This window comes from Brakhagea slesvicensis (genome assembly GCF_052161625.1).
Classification (GTDB): domain Bacteria; phylum Planctomycetota; class Planctomycetia; order Pirellulales; family Pirellulaceae; genus JBKCUI01.
Genome location: NZ_CP197412.1, coordinates 4,567,835 through 4,590,107 on the forward strand (window position 1 = coordinate 4,567,835; position 22,273 = coordinate 4,590,107).

General features: G+C 52.0%; 14 protein-coding genes. 6 read left to right on the forward strand and 8 right to left on the reverse strand.

Annotated features, from left to right (window positions below):
• Nucleotides 1-198: 198 nt before the first annotated feature.
• The 5 genes from SH467x_RS17275 to SH467x_RS17295 are packed head-to-tail and all read left to right on the forward strand — an operon-like array spanning nt 199 to nt 6,002.
• The gene (locus SH467x_RS17275) at nt 199-1,683 is read left to right on the forward strand and encodes a circularly permuted type 2 ATP-grasp protein (RefSeq protein ID WP_482368347.1); all 1,485 of its coding nucleotides are present in this window, start codon (nt 199-201) and stop codon (nt 1,681-1,683) included.
• 9 nt (nt 1,684-1,692) lie between these two features.
• On the forward strand, nt 1,693-2,655 hold the full coding sequence (locus SH467x_RS17280; protein WP_482368348.1) for an alpha-E domain-containing protein: 963 nt from the start codon (nt 1,693-1,695) through the stop codon (nt 2,653-2,655).
• Between the two features lie 27 nt (nt 2,656-2,682).
• Complete coding sequence (locus tag SH467x_RS17285) at nt 2,683-3,471, forward strand: SDR family NAD(P)-dependent oxidoreductase (RefSeq protein WP_482368349.1); 789 nt, start codon at nt 2,683-2,685, stop codon at nt 3,469-3,471.
• A gap of 28 nt (nt 3,472-3,499) precedes the next feature.
• Nucleotides 3,500-4,657, forward strand: coding sequence for a glycosyltransferase family 4 protein (locus SH467x_RS17290; protein WP_482368350.1), 1,158 nt, complete (start codon nt 3,500-3,502; stop codon nt 4,655-4,657).
• 37 nt (nt 4,658-4,694) lie between these two features.
• On the forward strand, nt 4,695-6,002 hold the full coding sequence (locus SH467x_RS17295) for a metal ABC transporter permease (RefSeq protein WP_482368351.1): 1,308 nt from the start codon (nt 4,695-4,697) through the stop codon (nt 6,000-6,002).
• Here the strand turns inward: SH467x_RS17295 and SH467x_RS17300 are convergent, their stop codons facing one another.
• Nucleotides 6,003-6,608: a YqgE/AlgH family protein gene (locus SH467x_RS17300; protein ID WP_482368352.1), complete on the reverse strand. Its 606-nt coding sequence runs from the start codon at nt 6,606-6,608 to the stop codon at nt 6,003-6,005.
• A 292-nt stretch (nt 6,609-6,900) separates the two neighbouring features.
• Here SH467x_RS17300 and pdxH point away from each other — a divergent pair, with 292 nt between their 5' ends.
• Nucleotides 6,901-7,548: a pyridoxamine 5'-phosphate oxidase gene (gene pdxH, locus SH467x_RS17305; protein WP_482368353.1), complete on the forward strand. Its 648-nt coding sequence runs from the start codon at nt 6,901-6,903 to the stop codon at nt 7,546-7,548.
• A 35-nt stretch (nt 7,549-7,583) separates the two neighbouring features.
• Here pdxH and SH467x_RS17310 read toward each other — a convergent pair whose 3' ends face one another.
• The 7 genes from SH467x_RS17310 to SH467x_RS17340 form a co-directional block, all read right to left on the reverse strand.
• Nucleotides 7,584-8,393 carry an HAD-IIB family hydrolase gene (locus tag SH467x_RS17310; RefSeq protein WP_482368354.1) on the reverse strand — a complete coding sequence of 270 codons (810 nt, stop codon included), beginning with the start codon at nt 8,391-8,393 and terminating at the stop codon, nt 7,584-7,586.
• Nucleotides 8,394-8,396: 3 nt separating this feature from the next.
• Complete coding sequence (locus tag SH467x_RS17315; RefSeq protein WP_482368355.1) at nt 8,397-10,379, reverse strand: amylosucrase; 1,983 nt, start codon at nt 10,377-10,379, stop codon at nt 8,397-8,399.
• A complete protein-coding gene (locus SH467x_RS17320; RefSeq protein WP_482368356.1) occupies nt 10,363-12,513 on the reverse strand; it encodes an HAD-IIB family hydrolase in 2,151 nt (716 codons plus the stop codon). Before SH467x_RS17320 ends, SH467x_RS17315 begins: the two co-directional genes overlap by 17 nt.
• Before the next feature lie 187 nt (nt 12,514-12,700).
• The gene (locus SH467x_RS17325) at nt 12,701-13,765 is read right to left on the reverse strand and encodes a tetratricopeptide repeat protein (RefSeq protein ID WP_482368357.1); all 1,065 of its coding nucleotides are present in this window, start codon (nt 13,763-13,765) and stop codon (nt 12,701-12,703) included.
• Between the two features lie 8 nt (nt 13,766-13,773).
• The gene (locus SH467x_RS17330) at nt 13,774-14,235 is read right to left on the reverse strand and encodes a hypothetical protein (protein ID WP_482368358.1); all 462 of its coding nucleotides are present in this window, start codon (nt 14,233-14,235) and stop codon (nt 13,774-13,776) included.
• Nucleotides 14,236-14,280: 45 nt separating this feature from the next.
• On the reverse strand, nt 14,281-15,498 hold the full coding sequence (locus SH467x_RS17335) for a hypothetical protein (protein WP_482368359.1): 1,218 nt from the start codon (nt 15,496-15,498) through the stop codon (nt 14,281-14,283).
• 154 nt (nt 15,499-15,652) lie between these two features.
• Complete coding sequence (locus SH467x_RS17340) at nt 15,653-21,859, reverse strand: hypothetical protein (RefSeq protein WP_482368360.1); 6,207 nt, start codon at nt 21,857-21,859, stop codon at nt 15,653-15,655.
• Between the last annotated feature and the right edge of the window lie 414 nt (nt 21,860-22,273).

Here is a 22,273-nt window from a genome sequence, read left to right on the forward strand (position 1 = left end):
CGACAGGATCGATCTATTCTTCGAGATTTGGCCATCCAGAAAACCCCAAACTTTGTTCAAAATCGGTGGCGGGGTTGCCACTGAGGAGAAATTTCTTGTAAGAATGGGAGTGCCTTGCAATCCTCTCTCTTGGCACAAAGAATCAAAGGCTGACGCTCGGAAACCAGAGTTAGGTGTATGCACGTGCAGAGAATGTCGATGGACGGTATCGAATATCGAGTGGATAACTCGAATCATGACCCGTTGGGTATCGCTGCCTATCAAACCAGTGGGTTCTTCGATGAAATGTTCAATGAGCGCGGGGAGGCTCGTGCCGCAGCAAAGTTTCTTGTGAACAAGCTGGCTGGGTTGGCGTCTGGGGAGTTGCAGCTTCGACAGAAGGCGGCCGATCACGAATTGCTCAATATGGGCATCACGTTCAATGTCTACGGTCATGCCGCTGGGACCGAAAAGGTCTGGCCCTTCGATTTGATTCCACGAATCATCGAAGAGATGGAGTGGCAGTCGATTGAGTTGGGCTTGAAACAACGCATACGAGCTCTGAACATGTTCATCGACGACATGTACCACGAACAACGGATCGTGAAGGATGGCGTCTTCCCGGAGTACATGGTGCAAACGAGCAAAGGGTATCTACACCAAATCCAGGGGATGAATCCGCCGAAAGGAATTTGGTGTCACATCACCGGCACCGATTTGGTTCGGGGGGCTGATGGGCAAGTCTATGTGTTGGAAGATAACCTTCGATGCCCATCCGGGGTGTCGTATGTGATCGAGAACCGGGAAGTGATGAAGAGGACGTTTCCTCAATTGTTCGACGGCCAGTCGATCTTGCCCGTGGAAACGTATCCCGAGCAATTGCTCAAGATGTTGCAATATGTTGCACCCGAGGGGGTGAGAGATCCGACCGTGGTGGTGCTGACGCCAGGTATCTACAACTCTGCATATTTTGAACACTGCTTTCTAGCCCAGCAAATGGGAGCGGAGTTGGTCCAGGGGAGTGATTTGTTGGTCCACGATGGTTGCGTTCACATGAAAACGACCAAGGGACTGAAACGGGTCGATGTCATCTACCGACGCATCGACGACGCGTTCCTCGACCCGGATTGTCTTCGAGCCGATTCGACCTTGGGTGTGCGAGGGTTGATGGATGTTTACAGAAAGGGACGTGTGGCGCTGGTGAATGCGCCTGGTACGGGGGTAGCGGATGATAAAGCCGTATACGCATATGTACCGAAGATGATCCAATATTACTTGGGAGAAGAAATCAGTCTCCCGAATGTCCCGACGTACTTGTGTGCCGAGGAAGAAGAGCGGCAGTATGTGTTGGACAATATCGCAGACTTGGTTATTAAACCTGCGAACGAATCGGGCGGTTACGGTATTATGCTCGGTCCAAAAGCAACGAAGGAGCAACACGATCAATATCGGGACTTGATTCGATCGAATCCTCGCAATTACGTCGCGCAACCCATGTTGGCACTTTCGACTGTTCCGACGCTTTGCGGCGACAGGCTTGACGGACGCCACGTGGACCTTCGCCCCTACATTTTGTATGGCGAAGAGATTTACATTGTCCCCGGTGGATTGACCCGCGTCGCGTTGGTCAAAGGCTCGCTCGTCGTGAACTCCTCTCAAGGAGGCGGCAGCAAAGATACTTGGGTTTTGCGATCGAAAGGCTAGGGAATTGAGATGTTATCACGAGTCGCCAATTCGATATTTTGGATGAGCCGCTACACCGAACGTGCAGAAAATGTAGCGCGATTTATTGACGTCACCCTCAACTTGACGATCGACATGGGATTCGATCGTCAACTGCAGTGGGAACCGTTGATTTACACGACGGGGGATCATGAGCTCTTTTTCGAGCGGTATCCCGTTGCCAATCAAGAGAACGTCATTCGGTTTCTCACCTTTGATGATGAGAACCCGAACTCGATCATGTCCTGCCTGCAGCAAGCTCGCGAGAACGCCCGAACCACACGAGAAATGATTAGCAGTCAGATGTGGGAGGAATTGAACAAGTTCTACTTGCTCGTTCGCGATGCTCGCAACGATTCTCGTGCGATAGCTTCCCCGTTTGAGTTCTTTGGACGCATCAAGCAAGCGGGCTATTTACTGGAAGGGGTGACCTATGGGACGATGTCGCATGGCGAAGCATGGAACTTTGGACGCTTGGGGACGCTGATCGAACGCGCGGACAAAACCTCCCGAATTTTGGATGTGAAGTTCTATCTGCTCCTTCCGGGTGTGGAGCTGGTCGGGACCCCTCTGGATATCAGTCAATGGGGAACCTTGCTCAAGAGTGCTAGCGCGCTCGAGATGTATAGAAAGCGATTCGGACGGCTCTCACCGAAGCATGTCGTTCAATTCTTGTTATTGGACCGCAACTTCCCACGCGCGGTACGCTTCTGTATCATCCGCGCGGAGCAGTCTCTGCTCAACATAACGGGAGGAACTCCCGGTAATTTCAATAATCGCCCCGAACAATTGCTGGGACGACTGCGAAGCGAGCTCGATTACATGCACATCGACGATATCATGAGCGTCGGACTTCATGAGTCGATCGACGATTTGCAACTTCAGCTCAATACAGTCGGAGAGGCAATCTCGGATACCTTTTTTGCACTCACTCCGCAGCTTGCCGCGAGTTGATGCCTATTGCTCCCAAAAAGGATGGACATGGATTTAAGGGGACGGACAGCGCTGATCACAGGCGGGACGCAAGGGGTCGGGGCGGCGATTGCTAAGAGGATTGCCAAGGCGGGTGGAAATGTAGTCATCCATGGCAAGTCGGAGGACGAATTTGCGAACGCTACGGTCGCGGCCTGCCGAGCCACGGGGGTCGAGGCGACCTTGATTTGTTCCGATCTCTCCCTGCCCGTCCAAGAAACGTTGAGGCTCCTTTCCCCCGAGTCTCACCCGGCATTGTCTCACGTTTCGCTCCTCGTCAACAATGCAGGTGTCTTTATCGATTCCTCGTTCTTGGAAATGGACGAGTCGACATGGTGCAAAACGTTTCGAATCAACGTGGAGACGGGGTACTTTCTTACGCAGGCGTTTGCCAAGCGGTGGATCGCACATGGTACCGCCGGCCGAGTCCTGTTCACCGGATCGATCAATGGATTTTTGGCGGAGCCTGGGCATACGGCATACGATGCCTCGAAAGCCGCAGTCGGCGGGATGGTCCGATCACTGTGTGTGGCGCTCGCTCCACACCGCATCCGTGTGAACTCTATTGCTCCAGGTTTGGTACGAACCCCCCTGACGAACCAAGTCCTCGAGGCACGGCCCGACGTGTTGCGTTGGATGGAATTGCATACGCCGAACGGTCAAGTACCCGATGCGGAGGTGTGCGGTGGTCTGGCGGTCTTTTTGCTAAGCGATGAGGCAGAGCACATCCACGGTCAGACCATCTTTGTCGACGGAGGGATGAGTATTTGGCAGCAACCCGACCTCCCAATCGATTGATGCGATCGACATCGCAAGGAGCTTAGCCATGGAGGGGACTTCGGGATCGATCCGAGTCGCATTCACCAGTGATATCTTCGAATACCAGGCGACGGGGGGAATCGGTCGCTACTTTTCGGAATTGATCGCGCAGCTCCATCAACGGCCCGATTGCCGTGTCACCATCGACGCTTGGGTGCACTGCTGCACCTACCTACGAGATAAAAGGGAGTTGCATCCGAGAATAGCCCCTTACTATCTACCGAAGTTTCGGGGGGCGGGAAATCTCCTGCGATTCGTGAATCGTGTTTGTCGACCCCTGCGAAGTCGACGCACCGATATTCGGCACTGGACCTACTACCCTAAAGGAGACGTAGATTGGTCGGTTCCCAACGTCGTTACCTTCTACGATATGATCCATGAGAAGATTGCGAACAAGCAAAAACTGTTGCCGATTAAGAAAACCTGTGCGGAGAGAGCGGCTCATCTGATCGCAATTTCGGAGTGTACGAAACGAGACATGGTCGAGTGGTTACAAGTCGCTCCAGATCGAATCACCGTGGTCCCACTCGCTTCGGATTTGCATAGCCATTTCAAGAAAGAGGTTATTGAAAATCGTTGGGAATTGTTGACCAGTACGACTCCGATTGCACAAGGCCGATTTATCCTCTGGGTCGGTGCACGGCATGGTTATAAAAATTTTCAGGGGCTGATTCACGCACTGAGCCAGTCACGCTGCAAGAAGGAAATTCAAGGGATCGTCTGTGTTGGAGGGGAGCCCCTTACCCCTGCGGAGCGAGAGAGTTACAGCAAAGTGGTAGGAGCGGAATTCCCCATCCACGCACTCAGGGCAGACGACCTATCGTTGGCGGCGCTCTATGCTCATGCGTTTTGTTTTGTCTGCCTTTCACTCTATGAAGGATTTGGTATTCCACCGCTCGAAGCGATGGGGTTGGGATGCCCAGTGATCTCATCGAACCGGAGTTCGCTCCCGGAGGTCGTGGGGGATGCAGGGATTCTCGTGGATCCAGAATGTCCACACGAAGTCAGTCATGCGATCGATTTACTTTGGGAATCCGAGTCAAAGCGATTGGAATTCGCGCGATTGGGAGGGCATCGCGCGGAAGCATTTTCGTGGAAACGTTGTGCGGAGGAGACTTGGCAAGTCTACCGAAAAATTGTGGCCAACGAACGTGCAGGGCTGTGATGGACCGATCCCACTGGTCCCGCGTATACTGACGTCCATGTTCGACTTCAATACCCGTCTCGTCACAATTAGCGCAGGGACGCTCGGCTGTTTAGCCGGCGCGGTCGGTGTTTACTTGCTGCTGAGACGAAAGTCCCTTATTGGCGACACCATCTGCCATGCTGCCTTGCCAGGCATCGCATTGTCTTTCCTCCTCCAAGTCCTCGCAGGGGGAGATGGGAAAAGTCTCCTGTTCTTATTGTTGGGAGCCGCAATTTCCGGGGGGATGGGATCGCTGAGCGTTTTGGTGCTGGGGCGGTTTACGAAACTCAAACCCGATGCGATTCTTGGCATCGTTTTGAGTGTTTTTTTTGGATTCGGTATGGTTCTATTCAGCATCGTGCAACAGTTGCCAGACGGCAATGCTGCGGGGCTTGAGAATTTCATTCTTGGGAAGACCGCCTCGATCGTGACAATCGATTTTCATATGATCTGGATCGCGACGACCTTAGTGTTAGGCATGCTGGTCTTGTTTCGAAAGGAGTTGCAGCTCCTTTGTTTCGACAGTGCCTTCGCCGCGTCAAATGGGTGGCCTGTTTCCTGGCTCGACCTTCTCTTGATGACTTCGGTGCTCCTGGTGGTCATTGTCGGAGCGAATGTTGTCGGCGTCATTCTCGTGGTGGCTCTGATGGTGACACCGCCTGTCTGTGCCCGATTTTGGACCGAGAGGCTAGGTCGTACGGTTTGGTTGAGCGCAGGGATCGGGGGAATGTCTGGAGTATTGGGGTCGCTGGGGAGCCTCTGGGTGGAACGTCTGCCGACGGGGCCATCGATTGTATTGGCAGCTACATTTTTTTTCCTACTCAGCTTTTTGTTTGGTACTCAAAAGGGGATTCTCTGGAAAGCTTGGTCGCATTACCTGGCTCAGCATCGAGCCGATACCGAGCATCTTCTTCGCGCTGTGTTTGAAGTGCTCGAATCGAGAGGGGTGGCTCCCCAACCTCACGGCCAGATTCGATCGGAAGGGGTCTCTCCCAGTGCGCTCATCCAGATGGGATCGTGGGGGGACAGCCGATTGCGGCGCGCGATCGATATTCTCTGCCGACAGGGGTTAGCAAATCGGAACAGCCAAGGAGACATCGTTCTAACCGCGCGTGGTATTCAAGAATCGACAAAAGCCGTGCGGCGGCACCGGCTGCTAGAGATTTACTTTTCAAACTTGGCTGATCTCTCCCCCACGGCCCTGGATCGAGGAGCGGATATGCTCGAGCACGCTCTCGATGATGACATGCTGGCCCGTTTGGAAGCGGAGTTCTTGCCGATGGAGAACGCTGACCGAGTTCCGGCAAGCGTCCATCCCATCTAGTTAGTTCAGCAGACCAACCACACGGGATGCGGGTAGTCCCGTGATGCTTTCGAGCACATTGTTTCCAATCGTGCGAACCGCTCGGTGCCACATCGTGGCTTCATCGTCGAACACCAATTCAGGTACCGCAGGGAGAACATGCCAAGCTCCGTCGACGATTTGTTGTTCCAGCTCATGGGGACCCCAAAGGGCGTGGCCGATGTAGAGCCGAAACGGATTCTGGCTTGCAGTGAATAACTGCTTCAAGTGATCGGCTTGGGCGGCCAAGTACACTCCGAATTCGTTTCCACCTTCGGCGAGCATTTTGTCTTGGTGGATGGCAACAATGGGCCCGCTCTGCGGACCCCCGAAGTTTATGTGTGGGGTGGAGATCGCCATCTCATGACTTGCTCCATCCGAAATGAAATTCCAGACAGGACTAATGTCTATTTCGAGCCGCTTATTCAGCACGATTCCGATAGCCTGTTTAGCAGAATGTTCGACCACAATACAAACGGACCTACCATAGACAGAATCGGTCCATTGCGGCGCAGCGACCAATACAGTACCTGCTAGCGAGATCCGCGGAACCTCGGGGCCAACGGATTGTTCTTTCCAACGACTCATAGTGAATCCCCCCCTTCTTCTCTCCCCCTGCGGTGTTCCGTGTTGCATTGGCAAACACCCAGCTTCGTTTTGGCAAAAACACAGCAAGGCAACCGATGCCATTGTCAGAATGACAATCGAAAACCGTCGAGGGTTCTTAGACGATGCAAAAAATGTGCCAAACCGGTGAATCGCCATAGGTGGTCTCGGTTGAGGAATCAACGGAGGTCGCTAAGCTTTACGGTTTGGAATCCACGGTGAAGCGACCTCAACCCTCAGTGCTTGCGATCGAAGTGTGAGATAAGGTGTTGGAATGAATTTGCAAGATCTTCGGCGAAACTACACATTTGGCTCGCTTCGACGCGAGGAGTTGCCTGATTGTCCGCTCACTCTCTTTCAGCATTGGTGGGTCGAGCTGCAGTCTGCCGAGTTGCCTGAGTGGTTTGAATCCAACGCGATGACCTTATCCACGCGAACGCTGGATGGAGGGGTTGCAGCTAGAACCGTGTTGCTCAAAGGGATTGATGAAGGTTTTTGTTTCTTCACCAACTACGATTCGGATAAGGGCCAACAACTGGGAGAGAACCCCAACGCCTCGCTCCATTTCTTTTGGCCTTGCTTTGAACGTCAGGTGAGGGTTCGAGGCGCGGTGTCAAAGACTTCCGTAGAAATGTCAGACCAATACTTTGCAGCGCGGCCTCGATCGAGCCAACTGGGTGCCATCGCATCGCCTCAATCCAAAACACTCCCTCATTCGCAGGATCTTCAGGAGTATGTAGATCGATTGGAGCAGGAGTATGCGGGACGCCCCATTCCTCGCCCTGGCCATTGGGGCGGCTATCGGCTCATTCCCAGCGAAATCGAGTTTTGGCAAGGGCGACCATCGCGTCTCCATGATCGATTTCGATACCGACGTATCGAAAGGAGTGGACCCTGGACCATCGAACGCCTTGCTCCTTGAGATGAGTCGGTCGCATGGCGTTGGAATCGCCGGTCTCAGCCCAAGCCATACCATCGACAACCTTCTAATACCCCGCTGGTTGCCATCTGATTCGCGATGAATAGGCGATCATTCCAACCAGCGTTTGCATGTGCCACCTTGACCTGATCAACCAGTTCACGATCTGCGTTGGCGACCAAGATGGATCGAAACCCTGCGGTGAGAGCCGCCAAATCGTTGCCGGAATCGCCAGCAAAGAGTACCGATTCAAAATCGCAGCCCTTCGTCTCTGCCCACCACTGCAAAGCAAGTGCTTTCGAGGCGGCGCGTGGAAGGACATCGATCAACCCCTGTGCCGTAAAGGGATCTAGGCTTGCAGTGATCGCAAAAGGTGCAGAGATCGCATCCAATTCATTTTGCATTAGCATCGCCAAATCAAATGTCGAGTCACGTGGACAATCATAACTGAGTTTGAAGCGAGATTGCTTCTCCTTGGCCTGCAGGGTCAGTCCATCGTACTGTCGAAAGCGATGCTCGAAATCAGCAAGCTCCGCGCCCTCTAAAGTCGCTTCGAGATGTTGCGCATATGCAGCCATGGATTCCCACCCATTTTCATTGCGCTGGTAAATCGTTGTACCGACATCCGCAATGATCCAATCTGGAATAGGAAGGGAGAACGATTCGATCGCAGAAACAATCGATCCCAAATGCCGCCCCGTCGCAAATACCAACGGAATCTGTCTCATCGCCAGCAGTCGCTTCAATGCGTCCAAGTCTTCTGTATTCCCTTCTACGCCGGGCAAAGGAATCAGAGTCCCGTCCAAATCGGTGGCCAATACGAATCGACCAAGTGGTTTAGTGCTCATCGTTTATTCTCTCACTAACCACATCAGTTGGAGGGGGGCAATCGAAATTGCCTCCGAAGTACCGATGGTCTTTTGGGTTAACTGGTCTTGAAAGAAGCGTCCGAAGCCAAACGTTCGGAGCACATTGCCAGGGATAGTTTGCGGGTCTTCGGAGAAATTCGCGATGACGATTGTCTGATTCCCTAGGTGACGTCGAACAAAGGCTAGCACGTGAGAATTGGAATGCTGAATCAACTCCATGTCTTGTGCAGCAAAAGCAGGGTTGGCCTTACGGAGACGGATCATATGCTGCAACGATCGGAAGACGCGTTTGCGGAGCGACGTGTCTTGACTCATCGATTCATCGAGTTCCTGTAGGTACTCCCAACGCATCTTGGGACGATGGACCCAGCGCGTATCACCTGCTTTGGCGGGATCCTTCACAAAATCATAGTCATTTAGCGTTGCCCACTCTTCTCCCATATAAAGCAGGGGAATACCCCCGACGCTCAGCGTCAGTCCTTGCAATAGTAACATCCGTCGGATCGCTAGTTCTTTCAGACCTTCGTCGTTTCGCTCGATGGCTTGTTCAAGCCCCGCGAGCGAAGCGAGCGTACCACTGATACGCATATCCCCAGTCTTCACGTCGTGCTGAAATGGAATACCGTGGGCAAACGAACCGGGGAATTGACCTGTATAAAAGGCGTTGAGAAATTGCCGGTGGTCATACGCGTTGATACCGATGGCCGCCGCATCGGCATCGTCAAAAGTCCAACCGATATCGTCGTGACAACGAAGATAGTTGACCCAAGCCGTTCCGGAGGGCAAACGGTGTCGATAGCTGAGGGATCGTACCAGAAGATCCGTCTTGCGCGTCGCAAGAGACTCCCAAAGCAACGCCATCAACGTTGGGTTGTAGGAAATCTGGCATTCCATGGGATCGATGTATCGCACGACTTCGTCGGGATGGACGATCGCCTCCGATTTGAATAACAATCCGGGCGTAGCGATTCGAGCACAAAGATTGTAAGCCCTTACCAACGTGTGGGCTTGGGGCAAGTTTTCGCAACTTGTTCCCATTTGCTTCCAAATAAACGCGACGGCATCGAGTCGTAGAATATCAACGCCTGTATTCGCAATGAAAAGCATCTCATTCAACATCGCGTTGAATACGCTCGGATTGCTGTAATTGAGATCCCATTGGAAGCTGTTGAATGTGGTCCATACATATTTTCCCATTCCGTCGTGACGTGTGAAGTTACCACGGCGCACGGTTGGAAAGATTTCTCGTAAAGTCCGTTCGTACTGAGTTGGAATTTCTGCATTTGGAAAGATGTAGTAATACTGTTCAAATTCCCGATCCCCACCTTGCGCGGCACGCGCCCATTGGTGGTCGTCCGACGTGTGATTGAATACAAAATCGAGAACCAGACAGATACCCGATTGTCGCAAGTCCGCAGCCAATGCCTTCAAATCGTCAATCGTTCCGAGGCGAGGATCGACCGATCTGTAATTGCTAATGGCATACCCACCGTCATTGTTTCCTGGTCGAACCGCGAAGAGTGGCATCAAGTGCAGATAGGTAATCCCCAGCTCCTGGAAATAGGGAATACACTGACGGAGTTTACCAAGATTGTCGCTAAATAAATCGACGTATAGCGCGCCGCCTACGATGCGCTCACTCTCAAACCAATCGGGTCGGTTGATCCTCTGCCGATCCATGTTCTGAAGCGCTGGATCGCGCGAGACCCATGCTTCTATCAGCGTCTGCAGGATACATTCCAGATGATAGATGAAGTCGTACCGAGATCCATAAAGCTCGAATAGCAGACGAAACAATGTCTGCCAGTATTCTTGCAGACGCTCTTCGAACTCCACTCGAAGGATACTCTTCGCCTCGACCCCCAACTGCTCCCAAACCGAATCCAGCCGCCGAGCCAATCGCCTCAAGGAGAGTTCGGCCTCCAAGGCGAGATCAAGGTTTGACGGATCAGTCGATTTGATCATTCGGAATGACGATTTGGTCTAAGAAGTGATAGTAGTCAACACCTTCGAGGATTCCTCGTGCATGCGGCGCTGATGCGAAGTATATGCGTGGTCGGTTTCGCAATCGCTCTAATTCTGGACTGTAATTCGATACAACAACACCTAAGGTTCGCCCTGTGAGCATCCCTTCGTCGTTCCCTGAATCCCCTGCCACCAAGACATTCTCCGGAGAGAATCCCCACTTCCATAGTACATGCCGAAGGGAAAGATCGCTTCCGCCGCGAACCGGAATAACATCCAAATACATTCCGAGGGACAATAGAACCTTAGCCCGTACACCTGCCTCGCGCAGCATTTTTTTTATTTTAGCGATACTCGGTGCAATCTTGCTGTCCCATAAATAACTGACCTTGTAATACGAGAGGTGCTCTTCGTCCTGCAAACTCAATCCTGGCTGAGAATCGAGAATAGCTCGGACCTCCTCTGGCTTCCAGGCATAGCCAATTTGCTTCTGCCAAGTGATATCGGGAGCGAGCCCCTTCCCGTAGTGCAACTGAGTCCCCGCATCCGATTGAATCAAATCGGGCCTGGGAAGCCTCAACGATTCAATCAACTCCAACGCGCTCTTCAACGGGCGACCGGTCGCAATTCCAAAACCCACATAGTCGAGGTTGCAAACACGATCGACCAATTCTCTCAGTGCATCGTCGTCACCGGTAAGAGTATTATCCAAATCGGTGATCAACAATCGATCAAAGCTGGGCAGACGGCGAGTGGCGGCGACATTGCAAAGCACTGGAGATGGCGAATTCTCGAGGATGTCGGCCAAATCTCTTAGGTAGCGATCCGCGTGTTGTTTCCAAGTATAGTGCTGATGAACTCCACGTATTCCGTTCTCCGACCATTCCTGCCATTGAGCTGGTTCGGTCAACACTCGAAGCAATGATTTTTCGATATTCTTATGATCGAGAGGATCGATCAATAAGCCATTCTGGCAATTGGCTAGAATGTCCCGCGGACCGCCATCGTTGGTAGCGACGACCGGCAATCCTGTCGCAGCCGCTTCGAGTAACGTGAGACCAAACGGTTCGGTAAGAGCGGGATTGATAAACAGACCTCGACGATGGACAGCAAGCCGATAAAGGTCTGGAACCTCGTTCGGAGAATGCCACTTGGGATAGGCGACCTGCCCGTAGAGATCGTACATATCCACAAGTTTTAAAAGCTCTACGAATACATCTTGCTGACTCGATGGCAGACTATCGAGATCGCTTCGCGTACCAAGAATGAGGACAAGATTCGCGCGCTCTCGCAACTCACGACTCTCTCCAAATACTCGTACGATCGTTGAGATGTTTTTTCGCTCGTCCGGCCGTGACATCGCCAAAATTATGGGTTTCTCCGGCTCCCGAAGAAACGCTCGAATCCTGCCATCGATCGAAGGAACTTCCCAAGCCTCGGGCGGGGGAGAAAACAATCCTAGATCGACCCCGGGCGGGATCACCTCCATGCGCCCGGGTACGTAATGATCGTATACTGCGTACTGCGTGTCGACTTCCTGATTGGTGCTCGTGACTACCATCGTCGCTGTCTCGAGCGCTATCTCTTCTGCCTCGATACGAGGTTTGAAATGATACTTTTTATCAAGGTGATCCAGGTCTTTGGCGTGGATAGAAAGCCTCTCACGCTTGACTCGTCCAAGCGAATGCCCCGTAAACACATAGGGGATATGCAGTAGCCTCGCGAGCTGGGCCCCGGCAAGCCCCGCATCTGCATAATGACCGTGAAGGATGTCTGGTAATCCTGTTCGTTTGAAATGCGAAAGGACTTGATCCACGAACAGTTCTATATAAGGCCACAACAACTCTTTGCGAAGATAACGTTGAGGCCCAAACGGAACGCGAACGATCTTTGCGCGATCCGTAATCGGCTCTTCGACCTTGCTGTATTCGGGCCCAATGCGCGGATCGATAATTTGCCGCGTGATCAGCTCCACTTCGCGCACTTGTGGATGCCGAGATAGCTCTGCCGCTAACTCCAACACATACTTCACTTGCCCGCCCGTGTCTGCATCGCGACCTAACTCAGGATCGCGTGCGCGGATCAAGCCATGCAAACTGATTAATGAAATCTTAACCTGCTCAAGTTTCGTCATCGTCCTGCAATTGGTTCATGCCACGACATGTCCATCGCGACTTTGTTGGAAACGTAAGTCTTAAGCACAAACTTAAAACGAATGATGTCAAACAACCATAACAGGCTCGGACGATAGAGACAACCCTTTCAGCACATCCCCATCGAGAGGATGTTTTTATGTGGCGACAGATTGTCGTGCCACTTCCCTATCGATAGATGCTCTTTGCGTCGGGAGAATCATCGAGTGTAGCGATGGTTGCATCAGGAAACTCCCATCCTTCCGCAGGGGGCGCGATCCCAAACGCTTGATGATATTCGCGTTGATGTTTTTCTATCCACAATTTTGTTTTGAATGTGGAGTCACCTGGCCAGTATGTGTCAGAATGTCGGACTCGATTTCTCGCCAATTCGAAATCTTCTTTGCCGGCTGCAGCGATAGCGAGATTGGTCCAAGCTGCCTTATTGGTGGGATGGCGGTCGGCTACCTCCTGCCATTCTCGCTCTGCTAGATCCCATCGTCCCTGCTTTGCAAAACCATTTCCTTTGCGTACCTGCGACGAGCCGATCCAAAACCAAGGAAGATCGATCATCGCTTCGGTGCGAATGGGGCTCGAGGCAACCAACTCCCAAGCTGCACGCGACGAAGCCATCAAGACTCGACCGTCATTTCCCGGTATGTGGTAACCCAAATCGAAGTACCGTTTCTCTGCCGATGGCAAATCGAAGTGGAGCGTCTTTTCCGCAACGCGCTGTCCCGATGCGACGTCGGTGATGGTCCAGTGGGTCACGACATACTCGGGTATCTTCTTTTCGCCGAAGAGCATGGTCTTCAATGTTTTTCGCTTCGGTGCTTCATCTTGTTTCAACCTTGCATTGACAATGTTTCCTTGCAAGATGAAGTCCGCTCCTACCGTTCTGGCGGCGCCGATGGTCGCGGAATCGTTCGGTTGCGAGTCGTAGGATACGAGTTGAATCAAACTCACGCGTTCCAATTCGGCTGGATGGATGGCGAGGAGATTGGCGGCTTGGTCCGGTTCGGTCGATTGCAATGCGAATTGGAGTTTCGATGCAGCTTCTTGAAGGTCCGCGTTGAGCATGTCATTGGTCCGCTGAGCCCGCGATGCGATACCCACGGGGCCCACAGCAACCTTGACTGGGCCCGGGCGAGGAACCAACGCAGCTTGCCATGTGTAGATGGGAGCGGACATCTTGCAGCCAGCTCCAGCGAGGAGCAAACAACCGAAGTAGGCAAGGAAAGTAATTCGATTCATCTTAGTGCTTAAAACGGTCGAAAACCGAATCCATAAAAAAGCGAGTAGAGAATCGCCAGGAAGTAATAGGCAACCAGGAGGAGTGCGATACAACCCACTGTTCTCCAAAAGGACAACTGTCCGTGAATGACATCAAGGACGGATGCAACTCCGTTTCGATAACGTCGCAGCGACTGAATGGCTTGAAATAGTTTCCACGTGGGAACGGCATACATCAAAATCGAAAACCCGAAGTAGATCGTGACAAAAAACAAGCCACCTATTCCTCTTGCGTTGGCGAAGCGGAATGCCAGAAATTGCACCAATGGAACGATCGTCCAAAACGCTGTTATGAGAACTCCGAGGATAGCGACTAAGATTTGCCACCGCAAAAGGGATTTGAACGTAGCCCCCATCTCTTTCGTATCGGATGAGCTGAGCCCGGGAATCTCCGAGCCCGATGAATGGGAATGATATGGGTTGACGCTCAATGCGAGTTCCTCTTCTGGCCTGGTGTGCAAGGTCCCGTTTCTTCGCTAGTAACGACCTCGCGACAAGGGATTCGAGGCTTGTTGAGGATTGGTTCCCGGTGGGGTTTGCCCCGAAGGACCAGGGGCCGATAGATGGTTCGATGCGGTCCCCTTGTACTCGATCCAAAGCAACGCGTCGTTTCGTTGTCCGACCGGCGGGATGATGCGATTGATGCCGAACAAAGTGGGAGGGTTCCCGACCAACGAGTTGTCGACGGGCCCAGATGGCGTTGCCACGACACCGCATGAAAGCAAAAGGACTTGATCGGTTGGCCAAACAAATCGTTCACGTAGACGCCACGAGACGACTTGAGGCACTTCGATCTGCACGCTCTGTACTTGGTTAGGAGCTAGCGGAAGATCGATCTTGACCGGATTGAGCCTCTCGACTTGGTCGATCTCGCACTGAAGCAAAAGATCCGCAGAGCGCCCATCCAAACTAAGTAAAGGACTTACTTGAAGTTTAAAGCCCTCACGAATTTCATCGGTTACAGGTTGGTAGGGTGGAAATGCGACAGCTGGATTACGGACAAATTCCTTGAGGTAATTGCGAGAGCGGAGTTGTTCCATATGTTGCAATTGGCCGTTGTAAAGCGGAATCTCGACGGCTTGCAATTCGCGTGCATCGGAACGTTCTCGCAGTTGTGCTAAGAAAATCGCTCCATTCTCCTTTGGCATCAACCAAGCGGAAACGCCAGCGGAATCCGATGGTACTGACCGCATCAATCCGAATGCTCTGGAACGCCAGTTCGGGTTGGAGATCGTGATGATGCGAAGTCCAAAGATCTGAGGTTCGCTGGTCCCATTGACAAACTTTTCGTAAATGGCCGCAACTTTCCTCTGCATCTCCGGTGTGTGGTAGACGCGCAGCGTGTCCTTGTCGCCACTCAAAACCCCAAACGGCTCGTGAAACCAAGCATCGCTACCCGTCTCGCGAATGATCCAATCCACTAGCCATTGCTGTGGTTTGTCCATTCCCTTGACGTTTTTCGTAAAGGGGCGAATGTCATACTCCACCCACTGTTGTCCCGCATTTTTGGGAAGCGTGAAGTCTTGCAATGCCTTGGGAGCGGCATTCGGCTGCGGGCTGCCCGGACTCTCCAGCGAGGGAATCACTGGAGATGCGGATGGGGAAGCGGTTGTGGCCGGAGGAGGACTTTCCTGCGCTGTCGCGATCGTGACAAATGCCATCGACAAATACACGATCGAAAGGAGAGTTCTCATACGAACCTGTCGAATTCTAGCGCTGCCCAGGAGCATCCTTGCTCTCTCCCCTTTTCTATCGTCCCATTGGATCACGGATTCCGACTGTCTAGTGCAATGGCTGCACTCGACATCGTCGATAGCAAATCGCCGCTCCAAGGCCAATAGCAATGGCCTATCGCTTCGGCGGAGCAGCTTCACGGACAACCGCTCCCAAATCGGGATGAAGGACTAAAAGGGCGAACCGCTCTACATTTTCGAGCTCACCGACACTCACTGTTGTGTAGTCGAACCGACCGCGCAGATCGGTATACCCGTCCTTGTAGAAACGCACCGTCCCATCCATCCCACGAGCATACACCTTCACATAAGCTCCTTCGACGGGACGTGTCCCTCCCTTCTGCAACACTTGGACTTGCCCCGCATTGCTAGCGAATTGCGTTCGCAGGGAATGGGAATACATCAGTAGGGTTCGCGAGACACCACCAGAGACAACTTCTAGCATCAAGTTGGAATTTCGAAACTCGTGGGGAATGGAAATAGCATGGGTTCCCCACCGCGATTCCTTTTGGACGGTGATGCGATCCTTCCGATTCGATTCGATTCGACTCCAAGGTTTGCTTTCCCCACTTTGAAAGGGATAGCGGCTGAATTGCAACTCGACATCCATGGGGTAAAAGCGAATTTCGAACGAATCCACGTTGCGGTATTGCACCGAAACGGAGTTCCCGTCTTCCAGCAATTCCAACGAAGGTTCGGACTCGGATTGCGTTGCCAAGGCCGTTTCACGGTCGCCAAAGAGAATGCGTTCCGACGTACTTTCCGAGCTCCTCAACTCGGACTCGCTGGCGAGCTCCATGCCGGTTTCCAAGGAATCTCGCTGCGCTATGTGGCGGCGCATTTGTCGGAACAGAGTCTCCCATCGACCATGTGGGTAGTCGATGTACCTCGAAGCAATTTTGCTCGCTGATGGGTAATCCCTCGTTATGACTGCCAAATACGCTTCCATGTAGTCGATTTGCATCTCGGCTCTAGGCTCTGCTTGTGCCAGTGCAACGCGATCCACCTTTTGAAACATCGCCATGGCCTCGTCGATGCGATTCTGTAATAGGAGGTAGTACACCATGCTCAATCGATCCATGGGCGCGAGATTCGATTGATAGGTGATCTTCTCTAGAACTTGATCGTATTGAACCCGAAACGCGTCGTTTAAGATTTGCGTTTTTTCGCCCAGTGGATGAAATCGAGCCAGCACGAGAGGACGAAAGTCGAAGTGCTCAAACACCATTCTGGATTCAGCATCGATATCGACAAGATCAGAATGGAAGAAGGGTAATCCGTACTGGATCCAGTCGGTAGCACCGTTCAAGTGTTCGCGAATCCGATCTCGATCATCATGCTTCCATCCATAGGCCCACACCCTCGGGTCAAACGCACCCAATTCCCGCAAAACTTGAATGCACTTCGCGAAGAAGTCCTTATCGCTCAGCCTCCACAAGATGAGCTGCAAATCTGTTTTGTGAAGGTTGCAATCTTTGAGGTATGCGAGAACTTGCTCCGGGCTTCCCCAAGCAGCGACGTACGACCATTCGGATTGATCGATATCACTTGGAACTGCTTCGACGCGTAGGTTGATTTCCTTTGCGGATCCTGCACTTTTTCCATCTTGGCTAATCTGAGCTCCCAACATATTAAATTCGCCGGCCATGGGCATATAAAAGAGGGAGTTCATTTCTTGGATACCAAATGGAGCGATTTCTACATCGCTGGCAGTGAGAAACTTGGCTTTCGCCAATGGGAGAGCGCCGCTCGGCAATTGCTGTAGAATCTGCCCCTTCCACGGAGTCGGATTAGGATTGGAAACGACGCTCCTCAGTCGATAAATCCAACCGCGCACCAAAGGCTTTTCCCCCCAAGGCTTGTTCGGATCGACTGTCTGAGAGACGGAATAGATCTGCTGGCTCAGCAAGACGCTTCCTGCCTCCTTCTCGCTTTCGATCGAATGGATTCCTTTCGCAAAGAGGATTGCGGGGGTCGGTGATTCGATTCGCCATTCGTTTTCGATAACTTGAAACGTCGCGCCGGTCTGCTCGAAAGGTAAATCGAGCATCGCCAACGCCATAAGAGCGGACGTTCCGGTCTCGGTCGCTTGTTCAAAATGGAGCGGCAGCCTTGCACCTCCATCGGAAAAACTCGAAAGAAGTTCGATCCAGAATGAATTGGGCGTAATGAGGGAAGGCTTTTGTTCCTGCAGTGGAATCTGTAAGTAGTGAGTCTCTGCCCATTTTCGGGTCGACTCCATCGCTTCGTATCCCCTTGCCAATTGGTCCTTTAAACGCAGTTCGACCTCTGCTAGTTCACGGCGAGCCGAACGACTTCGATTTGCCTTCATCTCCTTGTCCTTCGATTCATCGCTCTTGATCGCGATCTTTTCGTCCATTTGGAAATACATGTCGCTTCGGCCACTGCTCCTTCCAATCGGGCCGTTGGACCACTGAAGGGCTGGATCCAGAAAATCCATATTGTTGGCATTACGATCCATTGCTTCGGATTTGTCCAATCGCATCGCAGTCATAAAGACTCTGTCTAGTCGATCCGTAGGAATTGGATGCGTTTCAAGCCATTCTCGCATCCAACGAAGCAATCGAGGCCTCTCCTCTGGAATGCGATGAGCAAGCAACACCTTTTCCGCAGCATTTAGCTGCATCATTCGCCATGGCTCGAGGTATTTTGACAAATCCTTTTCGAGCAAGTAGTCGTCGATAAATTGGTGCACAGACTTGTTCCGAACGAAAGGACGGACCACTGCATCGAAAAAGGGACGGTCATGTCGATACAGGAACAGATTGGTTTCGTGGGAAGCAAGTTCCGTGTAATGCTTCTTCTTTTCTTCAAGCGATAGATTGTGCCATTTCAGAAGCGGGGACCAACGATTCAACAAAGATTCCGTCGGCAGTAGTCCTCTATAAATACTGGCAACGTCTTGGAGCGAGGCGACAATTTTGATTCGAGTTCCCTGCGCATCGGCAATCTTGATCGTTTCATTAGCGTTTACAATCTGTGTCGATTTTTTCTCTGCATATCGCTTGCTCGTTTCCAGAGTGGCTGCCAGCCGACGATCAATCGTCGATACCGTGGAATGAGGCAATGCAATCGTCACACTCGCAGTATTCCATTCATCGACAACCACGATTGTAAGTTGGCTAAAGTCCTTTATTGCCTCCAACGGAACATCCAATTCCCCTTGCGCTCCTAACTTCAAATTGCCAGCCAAGTAGCTTGGAGATTTGAGAAACTCGTATTCGGCAATTCTCCCCGCTGAAATTGGTCCTGCAGCCTCTTTTTTCGCATCTTCGGCGGCAGCCTGCGGTGAAGCGGGCGCGAGCGATGGCAAATCCTGCCCCGCTTCTGGTAATTGTGTTTCGTTGTTTGTTTTTGTTACTTCCCATGGTTGGAGGAGCATGCTCGGTGTAGGCAGCATGCTGCCTGGATAGAACTTTGAGTTTCTGCGATCCAGGACGTATTGGTATTCTTCATCGAGCTTGAGTGCGGAAAGAAAGAGGCTTGTTGCGTAAGGTACGACTTGCGATCTCGGACTCGTCCCAGTGCGTCGGAGGGAAGCGAGAGGACTGGAGGATGGTAAGTAGGTCGAAGCTAGGATATGAACTCGTGCTGCAGGGGTCGCGTTATCCACTTGGAGGTGAACTCGCTCCTGATCGATCGAAGGTGTTTGAATGCACGTAAGCTTGGGGACGGAGGATTCCGCGATCCACTCCGATGAGGCGACAACACCATCCTGCGAAATTCCTTGGCTAACGGTGATCTCAGTCGATTGCTTCCCAATGTGATCGGTGAGGAGGTAGCGGCCCGGCGCTAAGGGCTTTCCTGTCAGCTTGTTGTTGTTGAGCGTTAGACTCTCCGCTATGTGCCGAATCGTTTGCCCGAATCGAATTTCCTTCAACTCGAATCTCGGAATATTGGACAAGCCGAAGGAGACTATTGGGTTCTCGGTTACGATCGGCAACTCCAAGCTGTCGTGTGATGATAAATGAAGCTTGGCTGGCCAATCCGGCGCGATCGGCCCGATCGGGATGGTCCGTGCTTCCATGCCAGGCATAGACGCTTGTATCGAGATCACATTCGGAAGCGCACCGAGTCGAACAATTCCATTCTCATCGGTCGCCAATCGAAATCGGGCAGGCTGGGAGATACCGGTTTGTTTACAAAGAATATCAAGAGGCTGCCGCCCAATCGGTTCACCATTGCGACCTTTAACCTCCAGCAAAAAGCCATTTGGTGTTTTGCGAACAAATGCATCTGGAATTTGTGCGAGCTCTGAGGTTTGATTGAGAAAGACCTCCATGCGGTCGGATACATCTACATACGTATCGTTCGATAGCTTCTTGATTCTTCCTTTCAGTTCCAATTCCACTTTTGTCAGTCGTGGAGGAATCATGAGGGATGGAAGCCATTCTTCATCGTTGGAGAGGTGGGGAATGACCAACTCCTGCACCGATTCGATTCCGTCTTGGTCGATCGAACGGATTTCCAATCGAGCTTGGTCAAGCTGCGAAACGGTCGACAACTGTCCGTTGCAGTAAAGCGTCGGGCGAATCGCGAGGCGTGGCTTCGCACCCGTTAGCATTTGTTGGGGATCCCCGAGCAAAGCGCATCGAAGCGAGTAGGTTTCCGCGGCATGTCGAAATGACTCGCGCGTCGCGAAATCCCCTCGCGACAATATGAGCCGCTCGACCTTATCTTCATTCGAGAAGGGGATAACGATATTCCCATCTTTGTCTGGGAAAAACTCGCGTTCTCCAAACCAAGCTGTCGCTGTAGGGGCATGTTTTCCGTCTTGATCGAAAACACGGACGATATGCCCCATGTCGCTCGAGGAATGCAGTCCAACCAATCCACCTTTTTGAATCAAAGCTCGGCAGCGACGCCCCGATGCGAGCAGATCGACGGCCCAAATCCCCTCACCCTCAAGCTCAGGAAGAAGAATATCCTCGCGGTGCAATCGGTCGCTTGGTTCGGTATAGTTCATGGATTTTTCAGCGTTCGGCGCTAATCCATCCAACTCGATTCCTGCATGAATACCCTCCATCGTTCGGAGCAATATTTCTTTAGCATTTAGTTTGTAGATCTTTACGGTGACTTTGGGGGTGTTCTTGAACCAAACGCTGAGCCGAACCTGATCTGGGCCTCGAAACACATTCGGATTGTTCTCTGCAAAATGAAGATCAATCCTGTTTTGAATATCTCTTTGTTGCGAAGGCGAAAACTTTGCATAGTGAACCTTGCTATCACCTATACCAAACAAGATCGATGTGCGAGCTTGCGTTGTTTGGAGATAATCTCGATCCAACCATTTCGAGAACTTTTCGAGCGGTTCTCCCTTTCGAAAGAAGTGTTGCAAGAAACGTTCGATGAGCGAGATATCCTCGCCGATAGGTGGAAGTAAGCAAGATTCGCGAAAGTCGACGTCGAATCGAACGGGAAAGGTGTTCTGGTTTTCCTCGCGTAAGTCCAGACGGCAAATGGGCCTAGTATTCGGAATTGCTAAATAACTTAGGAAGCGATCCAGGTCATAGTTTTCCGACTTTTCGTCCAAGAGCAATTGCTGATATAGGACACTGGCCTTGAGACTATTCTGAGAAGGAGGAAGATGGGAAACAAATTCCCAAAGCTCCCCGAGGTGTTTGCTCCGAACCTTTGGGTTGTCCAGGGATTCGTAGTCGATCGGACGGATGCAGCGAAGTCGTGCTTCTATAAATGCCGAGGACTCGTGCAACTTTGGAACAAGTTGCGAAAGAGCATCGAGTTGTTCGGCGCTCAGCAATCGATGGATGGACGCCCATCCAAAACCATTCGACTGGGGATGAGATAATTCCTCCGCTAGGACTTCGACCAAACCTGGAATGTCGGTTCGTCGCAACGCACCGATCCAATCGACCTTGTCCATCCGCGATCGAAGCAAGCCCAATGAAAGGAGAGGGGTGGGATCCTCAATATGCGTATAACGGCTTTCTTCATAGAACCGCTTCAATCGATCAGCAAGCTGCAACTCACCTTCATTCACTTCGGTCGAGAGCTTTGCCGCTTCATCTTTCTGCGGGGCGGGATGGCTCAATTGCAAGCCATGATTTTGCTCAAGAAAGCGTTTGGTCGCATCCGGATTGCGGGAGTACTCGAGCAAGTACTGTCGAAACTCCAGCTTGCTACGAAGAGGAGTCGAACCGAGCTTTTCTCCCCATTCGTTGAGGTAGGCACGACTCTCGTCGATTCGGCCCGTAGTTTGGAGGTGGAGACAATGAAAAAAGAAATAGTTTTCCGTGCCGGGTATTAGCTCGCTAAGCAGTTTGGCTCTGTCCTCTGACAAGGCAAAACGCTCCCGAAACCTCTGCTCCGTCCGGTCGTCAGCTAGAGTCCTGACGGGAAACCAACCAAGCCCGAGGGCGAGCAAGCCCGCTGTCGACAGGAGGTGCCAAACTGGATTGCGTCGCAGGAGCATAGTCGCGAGCCTTTCGATTGCCTAGAAAACGGAGAAGGAAATTTGCGGCAGAGATGACCAGAAAGCATACTTCCCAGACGAAGCGGGGGCGGAACAGGTTCCCGAAAATCGGAAAGGGGGCAACCGTCTTTCCGATTTAGACATTGCTCAGGAACGATGGCGGTAGGCGCGAACTGGGATCCAGCAAGTTTTTAACTGGGCATGCAGCAGGGAATTGGAACATTTATTTCACCCAAGTGATTGGAGAAGTACAATGAAAGCCACTCCCCTTTTTGTACTTAT